This is a genomic window from Denitrobacterium sp., assembly GCF_056180635.1.
The window spans coordinates 138,111-159,685 of the sequence record NZ_JAZZJS010000079.1 but is presented as its reverse complement, the minus strand read 5'-3'; the positions used below and the strand labels follow the sequence as shown (position 1 = coordinate 159,685).

16 protein-coding genes are annotated in these 21,575 nt (G+C 61.8%); 12 read left to right on the top strand and 4 right to left on the bottom strand.

Annotated features, from left to right (window positions below):
- Positions 1–39 precede the first annotated feature (39 nt).
- The 8 genes from AC04P6_RS07450 to AC04P6_RS07415 all read left to right on the top strand — a co-directional run bounded on the left by AC04P6_RS07450 (position 40) and on the right by AC04P6_RS07415 (position 10,982).
- Complete coding sequence (locus AC04P6_RS07450) at positions 40–1,080, top strand: aspartate-semialdehyde dehydrogenase (RefSeq protein WP_475565993.1); 1,041 nt, start codon at positions 40–42, stop codon at positions 1,078–1,080.
- Between the two features lie 205 nt (positions 1,081–1,285).
- Positions 1,286–3,856, top strand: coding sequence for a polyphosphate kinase 1 (gene ppk1 / locus AC04P6_RS07445; protein ID WP_475565991.1), 2,571 nt, complete (start codon positions 1,286–1,288; stop codon positions 3,854–3,856).
- Positions 3,857–3,934: 78 nt separating this feature from the next.
- Complete coding sequence (locus tag AC04P6_RS07440; RefSeq protein ID WP_475565989.1) at positions 3,935–5,620, top strand: polyphosphate--AMP phosphotransferase; 1,686 nt, start codon at positions 3,935–3,937, stop codon at positions 5,618–5,620.
- Positions 5,621–5,640: 20 nt separating this feature from the next.
- The gene (gene srtB / locus AC04P6_RS07435) at positions 5,641–6,534 is read left to right on the top strand and encodes a class B sortase (RefSeq protein WP_475565988.1); all 894 of its coding nucleotides are present in this window, start codon (positions 5,641–5,643) and stop codon (positions 6,532–6,534) included.
- Entirely contained in the window at positions 6,531–7,991 is a 1,461-nt protein-coding gene (gene purF, locus AC04P6_RS07430) for an amidophosphoribosyltransferase (RefSeq protein ID WP_475565987.1), read from the top strand. The genes srtB and purF overlap by 4 nt, the downstream gene beginning before the upstream one ends.
- 12 nt (positions 7,992–8,003) lie before the next feature.
- Complete coding sequence (gene purM, locus AC04P6_RS07425; RefSeq protein ID WP_475565986.1) at positions 8,004–9,236, top strand: phosphoribosylformylglycinamidine cyclo-ligase; 1,233 nt, start codon at positions 8,004–8,006, stop codon at positions 9,234–9,236.
- A gap of 3 nt (positions 9,237–9,239) precedes the next feature.
- The gene (gene purN / locus AC04P6_RS07420) at positions 9,240–9,860 is read left to right on the top strand and encodes a phosphoribosylglycinamide formyltransferase (RefSeq protein ID WP_475565985.1); all 621 of its coding nucleotides are present in this window, start codon (positions 9,240–9,242) and stop codon (positions 9,858–9,860) included.
- A 138-nt stretch (positions 9,861–9,998) separates the two neighbouring features.
- Complete coding sequence (locus AC04P6_RS07415) at positions 9,999–10,982, top strand: XdhC family protein (RefSeq protein ID WP_475565983.1); 984 nt, start codon at positions 9,999–10,001, stop codon at positions 10,980–10,982.
- 78 nt (positions 10,983–11,060) lie between these two features.
- Here AC04P6_RS07415 and AC04P6_RS07410 read toward each other — a convergent pair whose 3' ends face one another.
- The 3 genes from AC04P6_RS07410 to AC04P6_RS07400 form a co-directional block, all read right to left on the bottom strand.
- On the bottom strand, positions 11,061–12,239 hold the full coding sequence (locus AC04P6_RS07410; RefSeq protein ID WP_475565982.1) for a phosphoribosylaminoimidazolecarboxamide formyltransferase: 1,179 nt from the start codon (positions 12,237–12,239) through the stop codon (positions 11,061–11,063).
- A gap of 15 nt (positions 12,240–12,254) precedes the next feature.
- The gene (locus AC04P6_RS07405) at positions 12,255–12,887 is read right to left on the bottom strand and encodes an IMP cyclohydrolase (RefSeq protein ID WP_475565981.1); all 633 of its coding nucleotides are present in this window, start codon (positions 12,885–12,887) and stop codon (positions 12,255–12,257) included.
- Positions 12,888–13,001: 114 nt separating this feature from the next.
- Positions 13,002–13,790, bottom strand: coding sequence for a DnaJ domain-containing protein (locus AC04P6_RS07400; RefSeq protein WP_475565980.1), 789 nt, complete (start codon positions 13,788–13,790; stop codon positions 13,002–13,004).
- 204 nt (positions 13,791–13,994) lie between these two features.
- Here AC04P6_RS07400 and AC04P6_RS07395 point away from each other — a divergent pair, with 204 nt between their 5' ends.
- The 3 genes from AC04P6_RS07395 to aspS all read left to right on the top strand — a co-directional run bounded on the left by AC04P6_RS07395 (position 13,995) and on the right by aspS (position 17,838).
- Positions 13,995–14,468 carry a hypothetical protein gene (locus tag AC04P6_RS07395; protein ID WP_475565979.1) on the top strand — a complete coding sequence of 158 codons (474 nt, stop codon included), beginning with the start codon at positions 13,995–13,997 and terminating at the stop codon, positions 14,466–14,468.
- A gap of 135 nt (positions 14,469–14,603) precedes the next feature.
- Positions 14,604–15,908, top strand: coding sequence for a histidine--tRNA ligase (hisS, locus tag AC04P6_RS07390; protein WP_475565978.1), 1,305 nt, complete (start codon positions 14,604–14,606; stop codon positions 15,906–15,908).
- Positions 15,909–16,059: 151 nt separating this feature from the next.
- A complete protein-coding gene (gene aspS / locus AC04P6_RS07385; RefSeq protein WP_475565977.1) occupies positions 16,060–17,838 on the top strand; it encodes an aspartate--tRNA ligase in 1,779 nt (592 codons plus the stop codon).
- A gap of 159 nt (positions 17,839–17,997) precedes the next feature.
- Here aspS and AC04P6_RS07380 read toward each other — a convergent pair whose 3' ends face one another.
- Positions 17,998–19,419, bottom strand: coding sequence for a helix-turn-helix domain-containing protein (locus AC04P6_RS07380; RefSeq protein ID WP_475565976.1), 1,422 nt, complete (start codon positions 19,417–19,419; stop codon positions 17,998–18,000).
- A 318-nt stretch (positions 19,420–19,737) separates the two neighbouring features.
- On the opposite strand from AC04P6_RS07380, the gene AC04P6_RS07375 reads away from it, so the two are divergent.
- On the top strand, positions 19,738–21,480 hold the full coding sequence (locus AC04P6_RS07375) for an FAD-dependent oxidoreductase (RefSeq protein WP_475565975.1): 1,743 nt from the start codon (positions 19,738–19,740) through the stop codon (positions 21,478–21,480).
- Positions 21,481–21,575: the final 95 nt, after the last annotated feature.

The window sequence follows — 21,575 nt, the reverse complement described above, 5'->3', positions numbered from 1 at the left end:
TCCCAGTCTGCACGATAGAACACGAAGGAGCTTACAAACATGGCGTGGACCAAAGAAATGCCCGCTCATCCCGTTGTCGCCGTCTGCGGAGCCACGGGTGCCGTGGGGCAGGAATTCCTGAATGTCCTCCACGACGTCGACTTTCCCGCTGCCGAGGTGCGCGCGCTGGCAAGCGCTCGTTCCGCGGGCAAGGAACTTCCGTTCGAGGGCTGTGGTCTGCAGAAGCCCGGAAACCTCATCGTGCAGGAAATGACCCCCGAAAGCTTCGAGGGCGTCGATATCGCGCTGTTCTCCGCGGGCGCCAGCGTGTCCAAGCAGCTGCGCGAGGCCGTGGTTGCCGCAGGCGCCGTGATGATCGACAACTCCAGTGCCTTCCGTATGTGCGAAGACGTGCCCCTGGTGGTGCCCGAAGTGAACCCCGACGACGTGAGCTGGCACAACGGCGTCATTGCCAACCCGAACTGCTCCACCATCGAAATGGTCGTGGCTCTGAAGCCCCTGGCGGAAATCGCCCCCATCAAGCGCATCGTGGTTTCCACGTACCAGGCTGCCAGCGGCGCGGGCATGCCCGCCATGCTCGAGGTGCAGGAGCAGACGCGCCAGTACCTGGCCAACGAGCCCATGAAGGCCGAAGCCTTCGCGCATCCGCTGGCATTCAATTGCATTCCGCGCATCGACGTCATGCTCGAAGACGGTTCCACCAAGGAAGAGTGGAAGATGGTCGTGGAAACGAAGAAGATCATGCATGCTCCCGAAATTGGCGTGAGCGCCACGTGCGTGCGCGTGCCCGTCATCCGCTGCCACGGCGAGTCGCTGAACGTCGAGTTCGACGGCCCCGTTTCCGTGCAGGCTGCCTACGATGCCTGGAAGGAAGCTCCCATGATCGAGGTCATGGACGACCCGGCCCAGGACGTGTATCCCATGCCTGGCGCGCTCGCCGGCACCGACCCGGTGTACGTGGGTCGCGTGCGCGAAGACGCCTCCGTGGAAAACGGCTTGAACTTCTGGCTCGTCATGGACCAGATTCGCAAGGGCGCTGCGCTTAACGCCGTGCAGATTGCCCAGCTGCTCCTTCCGTAGCAGCCGCTCTCTCAACGCGTTTCCAGCCCCGCCGTCCGCACGGCGGGGCTTTTCGCTTTATGGCCCCTAAACTTCCAAAACCCCGCCTGATGGCAGGGGGGAATAGCGGTAGAATTGGAACGTATCGAGTGCTAAAGCGTTTTGGCGAGAGTGGGGGAAGCCAAGCGAAGCTCCACCCGCTTCTTCAGATAGAAGGAGGACGCCGATGATGGAAAAGAAAGCACACGTTCCAGGGGGGTTCAGCGAACCGGAATTTCTAAGCGCCGATGCTCGGGCGCGCATGGCGGCACGCTGTCCGTACATGCAAAACCGCGAGCTTTCCTGGCTCACGTTCAACGAACGCGTTCTCGACCAGGGTGCCGATGAAACGGTTCCCCTGCTCGAGCGCCTGCAGTTCGTCTCCATTTTCTGGAGCAACCTGCAGGAGTTCTTCATGGTACGCGTTGGCAGCCTCACCGACCTTTCGCTGCTGAAGAAGGAAGTCATCGACACCAAGTCGAACATGACGCCCAACGAGCAGCTCGACGCCATCTATGCGCGTTGCCACGAGCTCTATCCCCAGCAGGAGCGCATCTTCAACGAAGTGCAGAGCCAGCTTGCCGAAGCGGGCGTGCGCCATCTTTCGTATGCGCAGCTCGACGATGACCAGCGCGCCTACGTAAGCGATTGGCTGAAGACCAACGTCTCGCCGTTCCTCAGCCCGCAGATCATCAATGCGCGCCATCCGTTCCCTCATTTGGAGAACGGCGCGCTCTACATCGTCGTGCGCCTGGTGGAGTCTTCCTCGAAGAAGAAGTCGGACATGACGAAGGAAGAGCGCCGCGCCCTGAAGGAGCAGCGCAAGAAGGTGAAGAACCAGGGCGCCGAGGGCGTTACTCTGGGCATCATCCCGCTTCCCGCGAAGTCCCCGCGCCTCATCAAGGTGCCTGGCGATGGCGTGAACTACGTCCTTCTGGAAGACGCCATCGAAGCCAACGTGGCCGAGGTCTTCTCGATGTACACCGTGAAGCACACCAACATCATCTGCGTCACGCGCAACGCAGACCTCGATGCCACCGAAGGCGCCGACGAGCGCGAAGAGGACTATCGCGAGCACATGAAGAAGATCCTGAAGCGCCGCGGCCGCCTTGCCCCGGTGCGCCTGGAGAGCAAGCGCAAGCTATCCTCCACGGTGGGCGAGTTCCTCATGTCGCGCCTGAACCTGAAGCCGCATCAGTGCTTCGTCACGAGCGTGCCCTTGAACATGGGCTTCGTGTTCGGCTTGCCCGGCATGGTCGACGACATCACGCGCGCCCAGCTTACCAGCGCGCCGTTCGCGCCGTGCTGGCCGGGGCAGTTCAAGCGCTCCCGCCGCATCATCGAGCAGGTGCAGGAACGCGATGTGCTCCTTTCGTATCCGTACGAGAGCATGGACCCGTTCGTACAGCTCCTGCGCGAAGCCGCTGCCGACCCCGACGTGGTGTCAATCAAGATCACGCTCTATCGTCTGGCCAGCCAGTCGCACCTGGCCGAGGCGCTCATCGCCGCCGCCGAAGTGGGAAAGGAAGTCACCGCGCTGTTCGAGCTGCGCGCGCGTTTCGATGAAAGCAACAACATCGAATGGTCGCAGCGCTTCGAGGAAGCTGGCTGCAACGTCATCTACGGCTTCCACGATTACAAGGTGCATAGCAAGATCTGCTGCATCACGCGCCAGACGGCCGATGGGCTGCAGCACATCACGCAGCTTGGCACGGGCAACTACAACGAGAAGACGGCCAAGCTCTACACCGACTTCAGCTTCATCACCGTCGATCCGCGCATCGGCCGCGATGCCATGGAATTCTTCCGCAACATGGGCCTGGAAAACGCCTCACGTAACTACGAGACGCTCTGGGTTGCTCCGCTGCAGATCAAGCAGAACATCCTCGATGGCATCGACGAGCAGATCGAGCTCGCGCGTTCGGGTGCGGAATGCGGCTTGTTCTTCAAGACGAATTCCATCACCGACAAGCAGGTGATCGAGAAGATCGCCGAGGCGAGCCAGGCGGGCGTGCCCGTCACGCTGCTCGTGCGCGGCATCAGCTGCCTCGTGCCGCAGGTGCCTGGCCTTACCGACAACGTGCGCGTCGTTTCCATCGTGGGTCGCCTGCTCGAGCATAGTCGCATCTACGGCTTCGGCCCGCGCGAGAGCATGCGCATCTACCTTTCCAGCGCCGACCTCATGACGCGCAATATGGACAAGCGCGTGGAAATCGCATGGCCCGTGGAAGACGAGGCGTGTCGCAAGCGCGTGTTCTCGTTCATGGATGCGTGCATGCACGACAACATGAAGCTGCGCGAACTGCGTGCCGACGGCACGTATACGCCGCTGCGTGCGTTCCTGGGCGAGAAGGACACGCCCTACAATGCGCACGAGGCTCTCATCCTCGCCGCGGCCGCAGAATCGAAGGCAGCGCAGGAAGAGGAGCTTTCTGGCAAGACGGCGTTCGAGAAGCTCAGCATGCAGGCGCAGGAATCGCGCCGTGCACAGGTGCGTGCGCGTCAGGCGAGCAACCTCGAGGAAATCTACCGCGAGGCGCTCAATCACGAGGTCGTGAGCGAGAACGACGCCGCACTCGAGCCGTACGTGAAGGCGGCCGTGCAGGCCGTGCAGGCTATCGAGGGAATCGATGCCGCCACGATGGTTCCCGCCGTGGCCGCGGCCATTGCCGCCGCCATGCCCGCGGCGCAGGTGGCCGTCGAGCCCGAGGAAAAGAAGCCCGCAGATGAAGAGCCCGATACGGGGTTATCGGAATAGGGGATTGAACGGTACGGGGCGCCGCTCGACGGCGCCCCGTTGTTTGGAGCGCGATTCGGCGCGTAGGGAGAGCAAGTGATGCTGGATAAAATCGATTTCAATGTGGCGCCCATCACCAAGGAGGAATACAAGCCCATTCACGACGTCCTGGTGAATAAGCTGGTCGTTCTGCAGCAGGAGGCGCATGAGAAGGGCATCGGGCTCGTGGTGCTGTTCGAGGGCTGGAACGGCGCGGGCAAGGGCGGCCGCATTTCCGACTTGCTGTACAACCTCGACGCGCGTGCCACGAGCGTGTGCGTAACCGAAAGCTACGACGCGAAGGCAGCGAAGCGATTCGCCAAGAAGGGCTACGATTCCACGGGCTTCTACCCCATGATGCAGGAGTTCTGGAAAAATCTGGGGCCGCGCGGCAATATGACGTTCTACGACCGCGGATGGTATGCCAAGGGCATGGAGCGTCTCTCGGGGCGCGCGCATGGTTCGGTGCGTCATCTGGGCAGGGATATCGACGACGAGACGCTTGCGCGCTACGTCGAGGCGACGAAGTCGTTCGAGCGCCAGCTGGTCGACGATGGCTACATAGTCGTGAAGTTCTTCCTGCATATCGGCAAGAAGACGCAGCGCCGACGCTTGCGTGCCCTGGCTAGCAACGAGGCTACGGCATGGCGCGTGGAGGATGGCGAGCTCGAGGCCACGAAGAACTACAACGACGTGTACGAGTTCTTCGACCGCCTTCTGCCCCTTACGAACTACGATTTCGCGCCATGGGTGGTACTGAATGGGGAAGACAAGCGCCGCGCGAACCTCGCCATCGTGCGTACGCTCGTGAATGCGCTCGAAGAAGCGGTGAACGTCGCGCCCAACCCCGATGATGCAGCGGCGGCTGCGAAGGCCGCAGCCAATTCCGCGGGTGGGAACCTGCAGCCGCAGGCCGACGAGCGCACGCGCACGCCCGAGGAGCAGGCTGCGGTGCGCACTGCGAACGAAACCCAGGCGAAAGCCCAGGCAGCGTTGGCGCCCGCGTCGTCGCGCTTCGCCATCGTGAGCGACCATCCCACGCTGAAGGGCGTCGACTACCATCTACGCCTCGATCCCGAGCAATACAAGACCCAGCTCAAATACGAGCAGAAGCGCTTGTTCAATCTCGAGCTCGAGATGTACCAGAAGCGCGTCCCCCTCATCCTCATGTACGAGGGGCAAGACGCTGCCGGAAAGGGAGGCTCCATCAAGCGCGTTGCGCAAGCGCTCGATGCGCGCGCCTACACCATCTATCCCAGCCCGGCTCCCACGAAACCCGAACTCATGCACCCGTTCCTTTGGCGCTACTGGACGCGCCTTCCCAAGGCGGGGCATGTGGGCATCTACGATCGCAGCTGGTACGGCCGCGTGCTCGTGGAGCGCGTGGAGGGCTTCGCATCTCCTGCGGAATGGGCGCGCGCGTACGACGAGATCAACGAATTCGAGCGCGACCTCACCAATTGGGGTGCCATCCTGCTGAAGTTCTGGGTCGAAATCGACCGCGAGGAGCAGATGCGCCGCTTCCAGGCACGCGCCGACGACCCCAGCAAGCAGTGGAAGATCACGGAAGAGGATTGGCGCAACCGCGACAAGTACCCGCAGTACCGTGAAGCCGTGGAGGATATGTTCCGGCTTACGTCCACCGAGTTCGCGCCCTGGATTATCTTGGAGAGCAACGACAAGCGCTATGCCCGCGTGAAGGCGCTGCGCATCATCAACGATGCGCTTGAGGCGCGTTTGCACTAATCGGGTTGCAGGAGGTTCGCATGGCTCAGCATGCAGGCGATGAGTCGCAGGAAATGCAGGAATCGCAGGAAAAGAAGAAGCGGAAACGGGGAATCTGGGGCATCGTCTTCTGGGTTGCCCTTGCGGTGTTCATCGTGGCCGCTGGCGCCCTCGCGTATATCGTGTGGGGCTATTGGTCGGCTAGCAAGGCTTACGACGATATCGCCTCGAACGCATTCACGGCGGAAAAGAAGGAAGCGTCCACGCTCGCGCAGTTCACGGTCGATTGGGATTACCTGCGCTCGGTGAACCCCGACGTGGTCGCATGGGTGTACATCCCCGATACGAACGTGAACTACCCGGTGGTGCAGGGCTCCGACAACGAGGAATACCTGCATAAGGATTTCGGCGAGGGCGAGGGCTTTGCCGCGCGCGGCGGCACGATCTTCCTCGATGTGCTCGACAAGCCCAACATGGCCAGCCAGAACAACGTGCTCTACGGGCATCACATGCGCGACGGCTCGATGTTCGCGGTGCTTTCCGACGACTACATCCACCAGGATTTCTTCGATTCGCATCAGACCATCTACGTGCTCACGCCCACGATGAACTACGAGTGCAAGGCGTTCTCGCTCGTGCTCACCGACGGGTGGGATGCCATCGTGGAAACCGACTTCCCCACATCGGAGGCATGCACCCAGTACGTGCAGGACAAGATCGACCGCAGCGTGGTAGAACCGGCGTCCGGGTTCCCCAATGCGGCCAGCGTTACGAAACTATTCTCGTTTTCGACGTGCGACTACCAGGAAACCAATGGTCGTGCTGTATTGTTTTCGCAAGTTGTCGATACTGCCGTTCCAAATGCGGATAATAGCGGTAGTGAAACCAATCAAGACGCAGCGGCGGTGAAAAACGCTGCGAAGGAGGGTGCATGAGTACAAGCGTCATGCCGGGCGAGCGTCCGGACAGGCTCGAGGAAGCCTGCGCGGTATTTGGTGTATTCGCTCCCGGTGAAGACGTAGCGCGTCTCACGTGCTTTGGCTTGCAGGCGTTGCAGCATCGCGGCCAGGAAAGCGCCGGCATTGCCGTGGGCGATGGCGAAACGGTGATGGTGTACAAAGACCTTGGCCTGGTAACTCAGGTCTTCAATGAGAATGCCCTTTCGGCTCTGCGTGGAAACGTTGCCGTGGGGCATTGTCGTTATGCCACCGCTGGCGGTGGCGGATGGGAATCCTCCCAGCCGCATATTTCCGCCATCGACGACGTGCTCATCGCGCTGGCGCATAACGGCACGCTCGTGAACACGGGTTCCGTGCGCGCCCGCCTGGTGGGCGAGGGCATCGACCTTCGTTCCAACACCGACAGCGAAGTCGCCGCGAAGGTTATCGGCCAGGAAACGAAGCGCACGCACCATTTGCGCGACGGTATCCGCGCCATGATGCAGATTCTCGAGGGCGCCTACGCCATGGTGGTTGCCACGCCCGTTTCCCTGTACGCGTTCCGCGACCCCAATGGCATCCGTCCGCTGTGCATTGGCCGCCTCGCCAATGGCGGTTGGGTCGTGGCCAGCGAAACCTGCGGCCTCGACATCGTGGGCGCCGAATACGTGCGCGACGTCGAACCGGGCGAAATCGTTCGCTTTTCCGCCGATGGCATGCATAGCGAGCAGGGTGTTCCTGCCGGCAAGCGCGCATCGTGCATCTTCGAATACGTGTATTTCGCACGCCCCGACAGCGTGCTCGATGGCCAGGGCGTTTATCAGTCGCGTCGCGACATGGGCCGCATCCTGGCAAGGGAGGCTCCCGTGGATGCCGACCTCGTCATCGGCGTTCCCGACTCGGGCCTTCCCGCGGCCATGGGCTATGCCGTCGAAAGCGGCATTCCGTACGCCGATGGCATCGTGAAGAACCGCTACGTGGGCAGGTCGTTCATTCAGCCCACGCAGGCCATGCGCCAGAACGCCATCCGCATCAAGCTCAATCCGCTGCCCAGCGTTATTTCCGGCAAGCGCCTCGTCGTCATCGACGACAGCATCGTGCGTGGCAATACCAGCAAGAAGCTCGTTTCCATGCTGAAAGACGCGGGCGCCTCTGAAGTTCATTTGCGCATTGTTTCCCCCGAGGTGCTCTGGCCGTGCTTCTACGGCATCGACACCGACACGCAAGACCAGCTCATCGCCGCGAATATGGACAACGCGCAGATGTGCGAGTTCATTGGCTGCGACTCCCTGGCGTTCATTTCGCTCGAGGGCCTGCACAGTGCGGTGCATGTCGACCATCCCGGGTTCTGCGACGCCTGTTTCTCGGGCGAATACGTTACGGAAATCCCCGCGCCCCTTCAGGAGAAGGGCTTTTTCGAGAAGAATCGCCACAAGACCAGTTCGATAAGTTAGGAGCTTATACGTATGACGGAACGAATTACCGTGAGCGCGGCCCACGCCGATGACGCCCCCGCTATGCCGAGCTGGGTGGCGGAAGACACGGTTACCTATGCCCAGGCCGGCGTCGACACCGCCGAGGGCGCTCGTGCGGTGGATGCCATCAAGGAAGCCGTTCATGGCACGTATCGCCCCGAGGTCGTGGGTGACATCGGCGGCTTCGGCGGCCTGTTCTCCATCGCCGCTGCGAAGGACATGGAAGATCCGCTGCTCGTTTCCGGCACCGACGGTGTGGGCACGAAGCTGCAGGTTGCCAAGCTCGCCGGCAAGCATGACACGGTGGGCATCGACCTCGTTGCCATGTGCGTGAACGATATCCTGGCCACGGGCGCCGAACCGCTCTTCTTCCTCGATTACATCGCCATCGGCAAGCTGAAGAGCGAAGCGGTTGCCGAAGTGGTGAGTGGCATCGCGGAAGGCTGCAAGCAGGCCGGATGCGCCCTCATCGGCGGCGAGATGGCGGAACATCCTGGCGTTATGGACCCCGACGAGTACGACCTTTCCGGTTTCTGCGTCGGCGTGGTCGATCGCCCCAAGATGCTCGACCCCGAGCATGTGAAGGTGGGCGACGTGCTGCTGGGCCTGGCTTCCAGCGGTCTGCACTCCAATGGCTACTCCCTGGCACGCAAGGTGTGCATCGAGGGCCGTACGCACTACGAAGTGCGCCTGCCGCGTCCTAGCCTGGGCGGCAAGAGCGTCCAGGACGCCATGCTGGCTCCCACGCGCATCTACGTCAAGCAGGTCCGTGGCGCCGTCGAGGCTAATCCTGGTGCCGTGCATGCCCTGGCCCACATTACGGGTGGTGGCATCACCGAGAACCTGAACCGTGCGCTGCCTAAGAACGTCGACGCCCTGGTGAAGGTGGGCACGTGGGATATGGAGCCCATCATCCCGTTCGTGTGCCGCGCTGCCAAGCTCGATGAAACCGAGGCCCTGAAGACCTTCAACATGGGTCTGGGCATGGTGCTCATCGTCGACCCGAGCCAGGCCGATGCCGTGAAGGCTTCCCTGGAAGCTGCTGGCGAGCGCGTGTTCCGCGTGGGCGAAATCGTGGAAGGCACGGGCGTCGTGCGCTACGAGAATGCCGAAGCGCTGTTCCCCGAGCTTCCCGCCGACGAAGAGCAGCCCGCTGCTCCCGAGGCTCCTGCGCCCGAAGCGCGCACGAGCGACCGCGACATGTACGAAGTAGACGGGGAGTAAATCATGGCAGAGCCCCTGAAGATCGGCGTTCTCATTAGCGGTAGCGGCACGAACCTGCAGGCCATCATCGACGAAGTGGCGGCGGGTAACCTCAACGTGCAGGTAGTGAAGGTCATTTCCTCGCGTCCCGACGCGTACGGCTTGAAGCGTGCGGCTGAAGCGGGCATCCCCACGGTTTCCCTGAATCGCGACGTGTACGCCGACCGCGCCGTGGCCGATTCGCTCATCGTGTCGGAATTCCGCGACGCGGGTGCCGAATACGTGGTTATGGCTGGCTACATGCGCATGCTTGGCCCCATCGTGCTCGACGCGTTTCCCGATCGCGTGCTGAACCTGCATCCTGCATTGCTGCCCAGCTTCAAGGGCGCGCATGCCATCCAGGATGCGTTCAACGCGGGCGTAAAGGTTACGGGCGTCACGGTTCATTTTGCGAACGCCGAATACGACAAGGGCCCCATCGTCGCCCAGCGCGCCGTTCCCGTGTGCGAAGACGACACGCTCGATACGCTTGAAGAGCGCATTCACGAAGTGGAGCACGAGCTCTATCCGTGGGTTCTGGCGCATCTGGCGGCGGGCGACATCACGGTCACGGAAGACCGCAAGGTCCATATTGCCAACGCGTAAGCGCTAGCGAATACGCCTGATAGGGCGGTGGGGCGGCCATTCGGCTTCGCCCTGCCGCCCTTTTCGTTTTCCGCTTGACGCGAGAGGCGGAAGGGTTATCCTTCAACAAGAATAGGTACATGGCACGAGGAGGGATCGATGCGCGAGGAAACCTTGCTGCAAATTATCGAAGCACTGAAATCGGGGGAGACTCCGCAGCTCAGCGAAGAGGCGTTTGCCTGCTTTAGCGTTCAGGCCACGGAAGGCAATCCCCATATTTCGCCTGCAACGGCGCAGGCGATTGCCCAGGAGCTCACGAGCGACGATATACCCACGTTCGAACGAGCGCTCGACGCGGTGCGCGCGGGCGAGCTTGCCTGGCTTGGCTTCAAGGTCGTGTACGATGCCACGGCCGCACAGGCGAATACCGATAACAACGTGACCAAGAAGTACGGGGAACAGGGTTCGGCCAATGGGCAAAGCGGCGTGTTCTTCTGCAGCGATGCGAAGGAAATCGTGGCGTCGTGGGAGTATTCCCCGCGCGATACGTTCCAGATGAAGGACGTCACGCGCGGTCCTTCCATGCATACCGAGCAGTTCGAGGGGCTAACTTGGTGCTCGGTGCCGTTGTTCGGCAGCGTGCGCGTATGGCTTCTGGGGGCGAGCGATGCGGCTGCGGAAGTGGCGGCGCTTGCGCACCATGTGGGCTTCCGCGTTACGGTGGTCGACGATGATGCGGCGTATTTGAACGAGGATCGTTTTCCGCGGGCCGAGCGTATCTTGCTGAGTAGCTTCGACGACTTGTTCGAGCTCGAGGCTTCTCCCGCGGATTACGTATGCGTGCTCACGCGCGGGCATATGCACGATCCCGAGGGCTGCCTGTGGGCTACGCGCCATAACGCGCATTACGTGGGCATGATGGGCTGCGCCGGCAAGAACAATACCGTCTACGAGCTGTGCAAGGCGCAGGGCATCACCGACGAGCAGTGGGAGCGCGTGAAGCGCCCCATCGGCTTGAAATTCGGCGCGAAGACGCCTGCCGAACTTGCCATCGCCATCGTGGCGGAGCTCGTGGACGTGCGCTATCGCGAGCGCTACAGCCAGGCGGCGCGCGACAAGCATGATGCAAGCTTGGGTCGATAAGCTGCGTGTTTCGGAATGAGGGCATGAAAAAGCCGCCTCGTGTGAGGCGGCTTTCTTGTTGCGCTTGAGCGCTCGATCCTAGTGATGGAACAGGCGCATGCCGGTGAAGCACATGACCATGTCGTACTTGTCGGCCGTTTCGATGACGTTGTCGTCGCGGATGGAGCCCCCGGGCTCGGCCACGTAGCGCACGCCGCTCTTGCGGGCGCGCTCGATGTTGTCGCCGAAGGGGAAGAAGGCGTCGCTGCCCACGCTCACGCCGTCGAGCTTGGCAATCCATTCGGCCTTTTCCTCGGCGGTGAGCACTTCGGGCTTCACCTTGAACGTCTGCTGCCAGGCGCCTTCGGCAAGGACGTCCATGTATTCGTCGGACGTGTACACGTCGATGGCGTTATCGCGCGCGGGGCGCCTGATGCCGTCGACGAACTGCAGGCCCAGTACCTTCGGGTGCTGGCGCATCCACCAGTTGTTGGCCTTGTCGCCTGCCAGGCGCGTGCAATGGATGCGGCTCTGCTGGCCGGCACCTACGCCAATCGTCATGCCGTCCTTCACGTAGCACACCGAGTTGCTCTGCGTGTACTTCAGCGTGATGAGGGACAGGATGAGGTCGTTCTTGGCCTCGCGCGAAAGCTCCTTGTTCTTCGTGACGATGTTGTCGAGCAGTTCGTCGTTGATTTCGAAGAAGTTATGACCCTGTTCGAACGTGATTCCGAAGACGTCCTTGTATTCCTGGGTTGCGGGAACGTAGGTGGGGTCGATTTTCACGACGTTGTAGGTGCCCCTGCGCTTGGTGCGCAGGATTTCCAGGGCTTCTTCCGTGAAGTCGGGGGCGATGATGCCGTCGGAGACTTCGCCCTTCAGGAAGGCAGCGGTTGCCGCATCGCACGTGGTGCTAAGCGCTGCCCAGTCGCCGTAGGAGCAGAGGCGGTCGGCGCCGCGAGCGCGGATGTAGGCGCAGGCAGCGGGGGTGAGTTCCGCGTCGTCTTCCACGAAGTAGATCTTCTTTTCCAGGTCGGTGAGCTCGGTGCCCAGGGCGACGCCGGCGGGGGAGACGTGCTTGAAGCTTGCCGCCGCAGGCAGGCCCGTGGCCTCGGACAGCTCCTTCACGAGCTGCCAGGAATTCAGGGCGTCGAGGAAGTTGATGTAGCCGGGGCGACCGTTCAGCACCTCGATGGGCAGGTCGCTGCCGTCGCGCATGAAGATGCGCGCGGGCTTCTGGTTCGGATTGCAACCGTATTTGAGTTCGCATTCCTGCATGATGGTTCCTCTCGTCTAGTCGCCCAGGTTCTTGTTGAAGATGCGCACATCGCCGTGCACGTTCGCGTACAGCGAAACCTTGTTGTCGGGGTTCAGCGCCTCCCACACTTCGTCTGCGGTGGGCAGGTCGACCTCGATGGGCTCGCCCGCGAAGGTGGGCAGGGGGTTGCCGTCGCCCTGATAGGTGCTGATGAAGTAGCCCTTGCCCTCGTCGACGCCTTCGTAGGCGAAGAACTCGCGCAGGCAGCGGCCGCTCTTGTGCTTGAGGATGGACAGCTCGAATGAGCCGTTGTCGTACATGATGGCCGAAATGCGCGGGGTGAAGTTGGGAGCGTCGGGCTCGTATTCGCGCGTGGCCAGGGCGGCGCGGAAATCGCCGGCGTTGGCGATGGTGTCGGTCTGGTCGCCATTGGTAACGACCAGGGCGCCGTCGATCTTGCGGACGGGATGGTAGATGATCAGGCTCGGGTCGGTGAGCTTCGCGGGGTCGTGCGCTTCGGTGCGAATGCCGTCGCTCGTTGCGGTGAACACGCGGTTGCGCGAGTTCTCGCTCCTACCCATGATGAAGTAGTAGACGACGTCTTTTCCAACGACGATGCCGCGCCCCGGATAGGGGTTGCTCTTCAGGAGTTCGGTCAAAGATGCCATAGCTGCCTTCCGTCCGTGAATGGGGTGAATGCAGCAAGTATATATCGTGCGCAAGAGGGCCCTCGCGCATACGCGCGCGTATGCGGAAAAACGCCACTCTGCATGCGCGAACGGTTAGCGCGCGACCTTCGCCTTCTCTTTCGTGGTGCGCCAGGTTTCGATGAGGCGGCGCAGCGTGCCGATGTCGTAGGCCACGGCGATGCCGAAGAACACGAGCAAGCCCATGCCGATGCTGGCGCCCAATCCGGGCATGAGGAACATGATGAGCGGCCCGAAGAAGATGATGAAGGGGATGAGCAGGATGCTCGAGCAACCGCGCACTTCGCGGCTCACGGCGAAGAGGATGGTGGCGATGAGGTAGACGAACATGCCCGTTGCTACGCCCCCGAAGGCAGCGCAAAGCCCCAGGATGGCAGCCTTTACCGCAATGAGGATGCTCGTGCGCTTCAGGTTTTCTTTCGCCTCGGCGGCTTCTTCCGCCGCCGTTTTCACCGGGCGTTGCGTGAAGACGCTCGAAAAGTCGACGAAGTCGAAGGGGTCGGCGCCCTGCGTGCCGCTGCGGTTGGTTCCGATGTCGTCCCAGCTGGTCCAGACGTAGGTGAACGGCTGCCCAGCGAAGGGGTTCTGCTGGGCGCTGCCGCCCCGAGAGCCGCCATAGGGATGCTGGTACGTGCCCGCATAGCCGGCGCGGGGGCCGAATTCTGGGTCCCACTTGCGGGAGAGAAGCACGTCGCGCGCCTCGTTGATGCGCTTGGTGGCATCTTCGGCTGACTTCTTCTTTTCCGGGTCGGTGAACTTGTCGGGGTGGTTTTCCCGGATCTTCTGGCGATGGGCCGCTTTGACCTCGTCGTCGGTGGCTCCGTCTTGGAGCCCGAGTATGTTGAGCGCTTCGGATTTTTTCATGATTGACACCATACGGGCCAACCGGTGTTTCGTCCATCTGTTTTTTCATGTGTCAACAGGGCGTAACCCTTCCGATGGCGTCTTGGGAAACCCAATGGCGATTCTTACGAAACGATGAATGATGCGTGTCGTTGCCGGCTGGTAAGCTATCCTGATGCATTGTCTATACAGTAACGAGTTGAACGGATGGCTATGGCGGAAGACATGAAGACGGGGGACCAGGGCGAGGGCAAGCAGGAAACGCAGCCAACGGAGGCGCCTTCTCCCGATGACGCTTCCCCTGCGCGGGAAAGCGCGCCTCATGCTTCCCAGGGAGCACCCGAACCGCCAGCCGACTGGCGTGCCGAAGACAGGCCGCAGGGGCCGTTTATGCCTCCGTTTGGAAACGATGGCGGCGCACCCGTAGAGCTTAGTCCCCTCATGAAGATCGCCTGCGTGGGCATGGGCATCTTCCTGGGCATCTTCAGCTTCATCATCCTGCTGTTCGTTTCGCCTGGCCGTGGTGGGCGCCTGCAGGCTTTGCGCTACTGCGTGATCGGCATGCTCATCGGCTTTGCCATCGATCTTGTCGTGCTCATGCTCATGGGCTCGTCATCCGACGTGATGAACCTGTATTCGGCGTTCGACCTTTCCGGCGCCACGTCGGGCGGGTCTTCGTCGGGTGGTAGCGTGTTCTAGTGGAATTCGCCTTCCGCGCATCCGCGGATGGTAGAATGCCGAACTACAATCATTCGATAACGTGCAATCGTCCCGAACAGGGCGGCGGGCCGCGCGGAAGCGCGGCCGCATGCGTAGAGCAAGGAAGGCGCCACCATGGCAATCCAGAAACCCGAGGGAACCGAAGACCTGCTTCCCGTCGACGAGCGTTTTTACCGTCATTTCGTGGATACGGCAGCGCGCGTGTTCAGCTGCTACGGGTACGAGCCCATCGAGACGCCCCTGTTCGAGCAGACCGAGCTCTTCGTGCGCGGCATCGGCGAATCCACCGACGTGGTGGGCAAGGAAATGTTCACCGCCATTTCGGGTAACAACCTGAAGACCCTGCTCGAGGGCGGCAAGATCCGCTCCAAGAGCCGTCTTTCCCTGCGTCCCGAAGGCACGGCCGGCGTGGTTCGCGCCATTGCGCAGCATGGCCTGGCGCCTCAGGGTGGCGCCCCCGCCAAGCTCATGTATGCGGGCCCGATGTTCCGCGCCGAGCGCCCGCAGAAGGGTCGCCTGCGCGAGTTTCACCAGGTAGGCGTTGAGTGCATTGGCGCCGACGCGCCATCTATCGACGCCGAGGGCATTATCATGCTCATGCGCTTCTACGAGGAAATCGGCCTGCCGCGCGAAAACATGCGCCTGCTCATCAATTCAATGGGCGACGAGTCGTGCCGTCCTGCGTATCGCGAATCGGTGCGTGCCTACATCGAGGAGCACGCCGCCGACATGTGCGAGGATTGCCGCCGTCGCGCCGACCTCAACCCGCTTCGCGCCTTCGACTGCAAGGAAGAGGCGTGCAGCGCCATCATGGAGGGCGCTCCGAAGATTCCCGACGCCCTGTGCGACGATTGCAAATCCCATTACGAGCAGGTGAAGGCCTACCTCGATGCTGCGGGCGTAAGCTACATCGAAGACCCAACGCTCGTTCGCGGCCTCGATTACTACACGCGCACCGTGTTCGAAATCCAGGTGGATATCGAGGGCATGGGCTCCCAGAGCGCCATTGGCGGCGGTGGTCGCTACGACGGCCTCATGCGCGAGGTCAGCGGCAAGGCCGCCCCGGGCTTCGGCTTCGCCATCGGCTATGAGCGCTGCAAGATCGCGCTGGAAGCTGCGGGCGTGGAAACCACGAGCGAGAAGGCATGCGACCTGTTCATCGCCTGCGTCGACGATTCCACGCGCGCTGCGGGCTTCATGCTCGCGCAGCAGTGCCGTGATGCCGGCCTCTCGGTGGAAATCGACCATCAGAACCGCAGCCTGAAGAGCCAGTTCAAGCTTGCCGACAAGCTGGGTGCCACGAAGGTGGCCGTGCTGGGCCCCGATGAAGCCGCCAACCGCGAGGTCAGCCTGCGCGACATGGCCACGCACGAGCAGCAGCCCGTTGCCTTCGACGACCTGGTGTCCGCCGTTCGCTAGGCGCCTATTCTGTCATCCTCGTAGGCATTTACGACTATTCCGCGCATTCGCGGTTTGCAACGTGCCTATGCGCTACAATGCTTTAGTTTGCGAATAGTCCCGCGCGGGTTGGCCGCGCGATTCGGATTGGTAACAAGGAGCATTAGGCAAGATGGCAGATTTCAAGAACGAATACTGCATGCACACCCGCACGTGCGGCGAACTGCGCGCTGCGGATGTCGATGCGCAGGTCGTGCTTACCGGTTGGGTATGGCATAACCGCGACCATGGCGGTCTGATTTTCGTCGACCTGCGTGACCGCGACGGTTACACGCAGTGCGTCTTCGACCCCGACTGCGTCACGGCAGAAGAGTTTCATGTTGCCGAGCATCTTGGCCGCGAATTCGTCATCGAGGTCAAGGGCACGGTGCGCGCACGTGGCGAGGGGAGCGTAAACCCCAATATGGCCACCGGCGACATCGAAGTGCTCGCTAGCTCCATCAAGGTGCTCAACACCTCCGTTACGCCTCCGTTCTCCATCGAAGACGGCATCGAGACCGACGAAACCACGCGTATGAAGTGGCGCTACATGGACCTCCGCCGTCCCGAGATGTACAAGTCGCTCTTCCTGCGCCACACGGTTGCCCAGGCTATGCGCGGCGCCCTGAACGCCCGCGGCTTCCTGGAAGTGGAAACGCCCATCCTGGCGAACTCCACGCCCGAAGGCGCCCGCGACTACATCGTTCCCAGCCGTCCCAATCCCGGCAAGTTCTACGCGCTTCCCCAGAGCCCGCAGCAGTTCAAGCAGATGCTCATGTGCGGCGGCATCGAGCGCTACTACCAGATTGCGCGCTGCTTCCGCGACGAAGACCTCCGTGCCGACCGTCAGCCCGAGTTCACGCAGGTCGACATCGAAATGAGCTTCGTGAACCGCGACGACGTCCTGCAGATGATGGAAGACGTCATGGCCGAGGTTCTGGCCGCCGTGGGTGTGGAGCATTCCTTCCCGCTGCAGCGCATGCCCTGGAAAGAGGCAATGGACCGCTTCGGTTGCGATCGCCCCGACACGCGTTTTGGTATGGAGCTCGTCGAGCTCACCGACATCGTGCGCGGTTGTGGCTTCGGCGTGTTCAGCAAGGCCGTGGAAGCTGGCAACATCGTCAAGGCCATCAACGCGAAGGGCGCAGGCGACTGGAGCCGCGGCGACATCGAGAAGCTCGCCGACGTGGCTGCCGCCAATGGCGCCAAGGGCATGGCCTGGATCGCCTACACCACCGATGGCAAGGAAAAGAGCCCCATCATCAAGTTCCTGGGCGAGGAAGTGCACGAGGCTATCAAGAAGGCCATGAACGTCGAACCCGGCGACCTGCTCCTGTTCGCCGCCGACACGTTCGCCGTTGCGAACGCCGTTCTGGCTGCCCTGCGCCTGCATATGGCCGACCTGCTGGGCATCGACCGCAGTGGCCACGCCCTGCTGTGGGTCGTCGACTTCCCGATGTTCAACTACGACCCCGAGGAAAAGAAGTACGCTGCCGAGCATCACCCCTTCACGATGATTCCCGAGGAAGACATCGAGAAGATCGAAACCGCTCCGCTGGAAGTGGGCAGCTACAGCTACGACCTCGTTATGGACGGCTTCGAAGCTGGCGGCGGCACCATCCGCGTTCACAACGCCGAGCTGCAGAAGCGCATCCTGCGTCGCGTGGGCGTTTCCGAGGAAGACCTCGAGCTGAAGTTCGGCCACCTGCTGCATGCGCTCGAGCTGGGCGCTCCTCCGCATGGCGGCATCGCCCTGGGCCTCGACCGCCTTTGCATGCTGCTGGCTGGCAAGGACAGCATCCGCGACGTCATCGCCTTCCCGAAGACGAGCAGCGCCGCCGACCCGATGACGGGTGCCCCGAACGTCGTTTCCGGGCGTCAGCTGAAGGAAGTCAACCTGCGCATTCTCTAAGTGCCCAGTTGCATAGATTGCCTAGCGCCTCCCCTCGGGGAGGCGCTTCTGTTTGCACGAGGTGGGGCGTTTCAGCTTGCTGCTCAGGCGGCAAAGAAGCGCGCCCGAGTCGTGATGCCGACTCGGGCGCGTGCTCTTGGGGTATGTGACGCAGTTGGGCTATGCGGCGTTCAGGCTGTCGATGATTTCCTGCTTGCTGTGTACGTCGAGCAGCGAATAGATGCGCTTCAGATGCGTGCGCACGGTATTTTCGCTGATGAAGAGCTTCTTGGCGATGCTGGGAGCGTCGTATCCATGGGCCACGAGGTTGAGCACTTCGATCTGGCGCGTGGTGAGGCCATGGGCGTTGCCCAGGCTTTCGGCCTTTTCCTTCAGTATGTCGCGCTCGGGGTCGGCGGATTGCTCGCTGGCCGATTGCGCTTGCTTGCCTGGCGCATCCTTCTGCTTATGCAGCACGAAGAACATCACGAGCGAGCATGCGTAGAGAAGCAGGAAGATGAGCACGAGTGGCTGCGTCGTGCTGGTGACTATCTGGTGCAGCGTGCGGCTGAGCATGCTCGCGACGCCTTCGGTAAGGTAGAGCGTGCCGGCCATCAGGCCGTACACGAAGTCGATGGGAAGGTTGCGGCTGTTCGCGATTTCGATGCTCTGCATGGGAACGACCATGGAAAACACGACGAAGAACGAGCTGCTGAGGAACGAGAGCATGGTGTGCTGCGACTGGGGCAGCACCGCGAACAGCAGCATCGTGGTGGCGATGATGGGGAAGACCACCGTGTAGGCTGCGGTGATGGACGGGTCCTTCTTCAACGCGAGCCAGCAGATGCCCATGATGGATGCGCTCGCGATGTTCTCCAGGTGGATGAGCAGCGCCTGCTGCGTGAAATCGAGCGGCTGGACGGGCGAAACTCCGGTGATGGTGATGCTGGAGATAATGGCCGCGATAAATCCAATCATGGCGATGCAGAGCAACGGCTTGAAGAGCTGCTGGGCGATGGTGCGCGTGGGGCGGCGCACCGTTTCTGCGGCTTCGCCGTGCTCCGCTGTGCCCTTCGTGCAATACAGCAGCACGAGCGTGGCGAACGCCATTACGAACACCGCGAACAGGATGCCCTCGCTGGGCGTGGCCAGGTACACGGAGAAGGGGATGAAGGAAAGCGCCGATCCGAACACGAGGATCTTCTTGGACGAGGGCGCGCCCATATTCGCGAAGATGCGTATCCAGCTGAAGAAGAGCAGGGTAGTGCCCGCACCCAGGCATGCGCCAGAGCAGAGCGCCAACCCGAAGGCAGGCGCGAACACCTGCCCCAGCAATAGGATGAGGCCCGCTGATACGGTGAGCGTCGCGAACAGCAGGATGTCTTTTTCGGCCAAGCGGCGATTGCGCGTGCCGATGCTTGCCAGGATGAAGAACGTGACGATGTTGGCTATCGAGAGGGCCGTGCGCCACGTGTCGGCGGCGTCGACTCCCAGAAGGGTTCGGGGTAGGAACGTAAATCCCCAAAGCGAGAACGAATTGAGCGCGAGAAAGCAGGCATAGCCCGCCACGGCTGCCCAGAAGCGCGGTTTGCTCTGAAGCATCGACTTGTCCCTCCGATAGGTCGTCCGATTGGACGATTGAAACCCCCGCATGGCCGCGACGGCGGCCGCGCGTGCGCGAATCCCTCCCATGGAAAAGCGCGTTGTGATTATCGCATATGCGATGCGCTCCGTTCGGCTAATGGGTGATTATTTACATTGCCCCAGGTAATGCTTTCACATGGATTAGGTGATTCTGGAAAACATGGACAACGGGTGAAGAAATCGTGGTGACGGTTGGTCTAGCATGCGCTATGAATTCGCGGGGCGAAAGAAAGGGAGTGCCCCGCATCTCAGTTACCTTGAGGAGGGAACTTAGGTATGGAACAGATTTCGAGAAGGGGATTCCTTACGGGCGCGGCTGCCGCTATGGGCGCTGCCGCGGCTGCAGGCGCTGGCCTGACCGGCTGCTCGTCTCCGAATGCGGGCGGCAAGTCCTCGGCTGCCGCTTCCGGCGAGCAGATGACGGCTTCCGCTGCCAAGAAAGTGACGTGGAGCTTCGAGGTTGCTCCCGAAATGCCCGCCGATAACGAGATTTCCCAGACGTATACCGCTGACGTCGTCGTGGTTGGCTCGGGCGTGAGCGGCATGTGCTGCGCCGTGTCCGCCGCCGAGTCCGGTTGCGACACCATCGTGGTCTCCGCTGGCACCAAGGCCGTTGGCCGCGGTGGTTCGAACCAGGCCATCGGCTCGAAGTACCAGAAGGAAATGGGCATCGAGGATAGCGTCGAGGCTCGTCGCGAGCAGACGATGATCGAGCAGCTCGCCGCCACCATGTTCTGCGATATGCGCAAGTGGTCCCGCTGGGAAGCCAACTCCGGCGCGTTCATGGACTGGATGATCGACAAGATGGCCGCCAAGGGCCTTTCCTGCTCGCTGGAGCCCGAGTACATCGACCCCGATGGAGTCATGTCCTCTCCTGCGGCTTCGCATAACTTCTTCAACGCCGACCAGCCCCTGGGCGTGTTCTACGGCGCTCCGCTGATCGCTCAGGCGTATGCCGACACCTTCACCGACGACCTGGGTGGCAAGATCTACTTCCAGCACAAGGCCTACTGCCTGGTGCGCGAGAACGACAACAAGGGTCGCGTCTCCGCCGTCATCGCCAAGGACGCCAACGGCAACTTCGTGAAGTTCGAGGCCAAGAAGGCCGTTGTCCTCGCCACGGGCGACTTCTCCAAGAACGAGGACATGATGGCTCGCTACTGCCCCTGGGCGTACGAGAAGATGAAGGACCAGCTGATGTTCGGCGAGCCCGACTACGACGTCGAGATGAACTACAGCGGCCTGATGGATGGCATCGGCCAGCGCATGGGCCTGTGGGTAGGCGCCGCCTGGCAGCGCACGTTCCCGAACCCCTGCGCCATCAACGGCGCAGGCCTTGGCCCTGCGATGTGCGTCGTCGACAACTTCCGTGGCATCAACCTGGCTTCCGACGGCAAGCGCTTCATGAACGAGAACACCAACTTCGCCTACGCTGCGTATGCGAAGCTGCAGCTTCCCGACCAGACCGCGTATGGCATCTGGGATACCGCCTATGCCTACACGCAGGAAGAGTGGGAAGGCCTGGGCTGCACGGTTGGCGAAGTGAATGGCATTCCGAAATCCACTCCCGAGATGATGATTGCCATGTGGGACAAGAACGTCGAGTCTGGCAGCTACGTGAAGGCCGATACCATCGACGAGCTGCTCGCCAAGCTGGACGGTCTGGACACCGCCGAGGCCAAGAAGAGCATCGAAGCCTACAACAAGTACGCCGAGCAGGGCATGGACGAGGAATTCCACGTCAACCCCTCTCTGCTTCATCCCATCAAGACCGGCCCCTTCTATGCCGGCAAGACGGTGGGCGCCACGTTCCTTTCCACGATGGGCGGTCTGCGCACCAATGCCGACATGCAGGTGTGCGAGGAAGACGACACGCCCATCCAGGGCCTGTACAACGTTGGCTCCATGATTGGCGACTTCTACGCCAACTCGTACAACTTTGGGTTCCCCGGCCAGAACCTGGGCGCAGCGTGCGGCTGCTTCCCCTGGCTGCTCGGCCGCGATCTGGCCAAACTGTAGGCTTGATCCTGTAAGCAGGAACCATCCCTCCCAGAGGCGGGGTCGCGTTCGCGCGCGGCCCCGTTTTGCATTGTAAGATGGGAACTCCTTCCTAA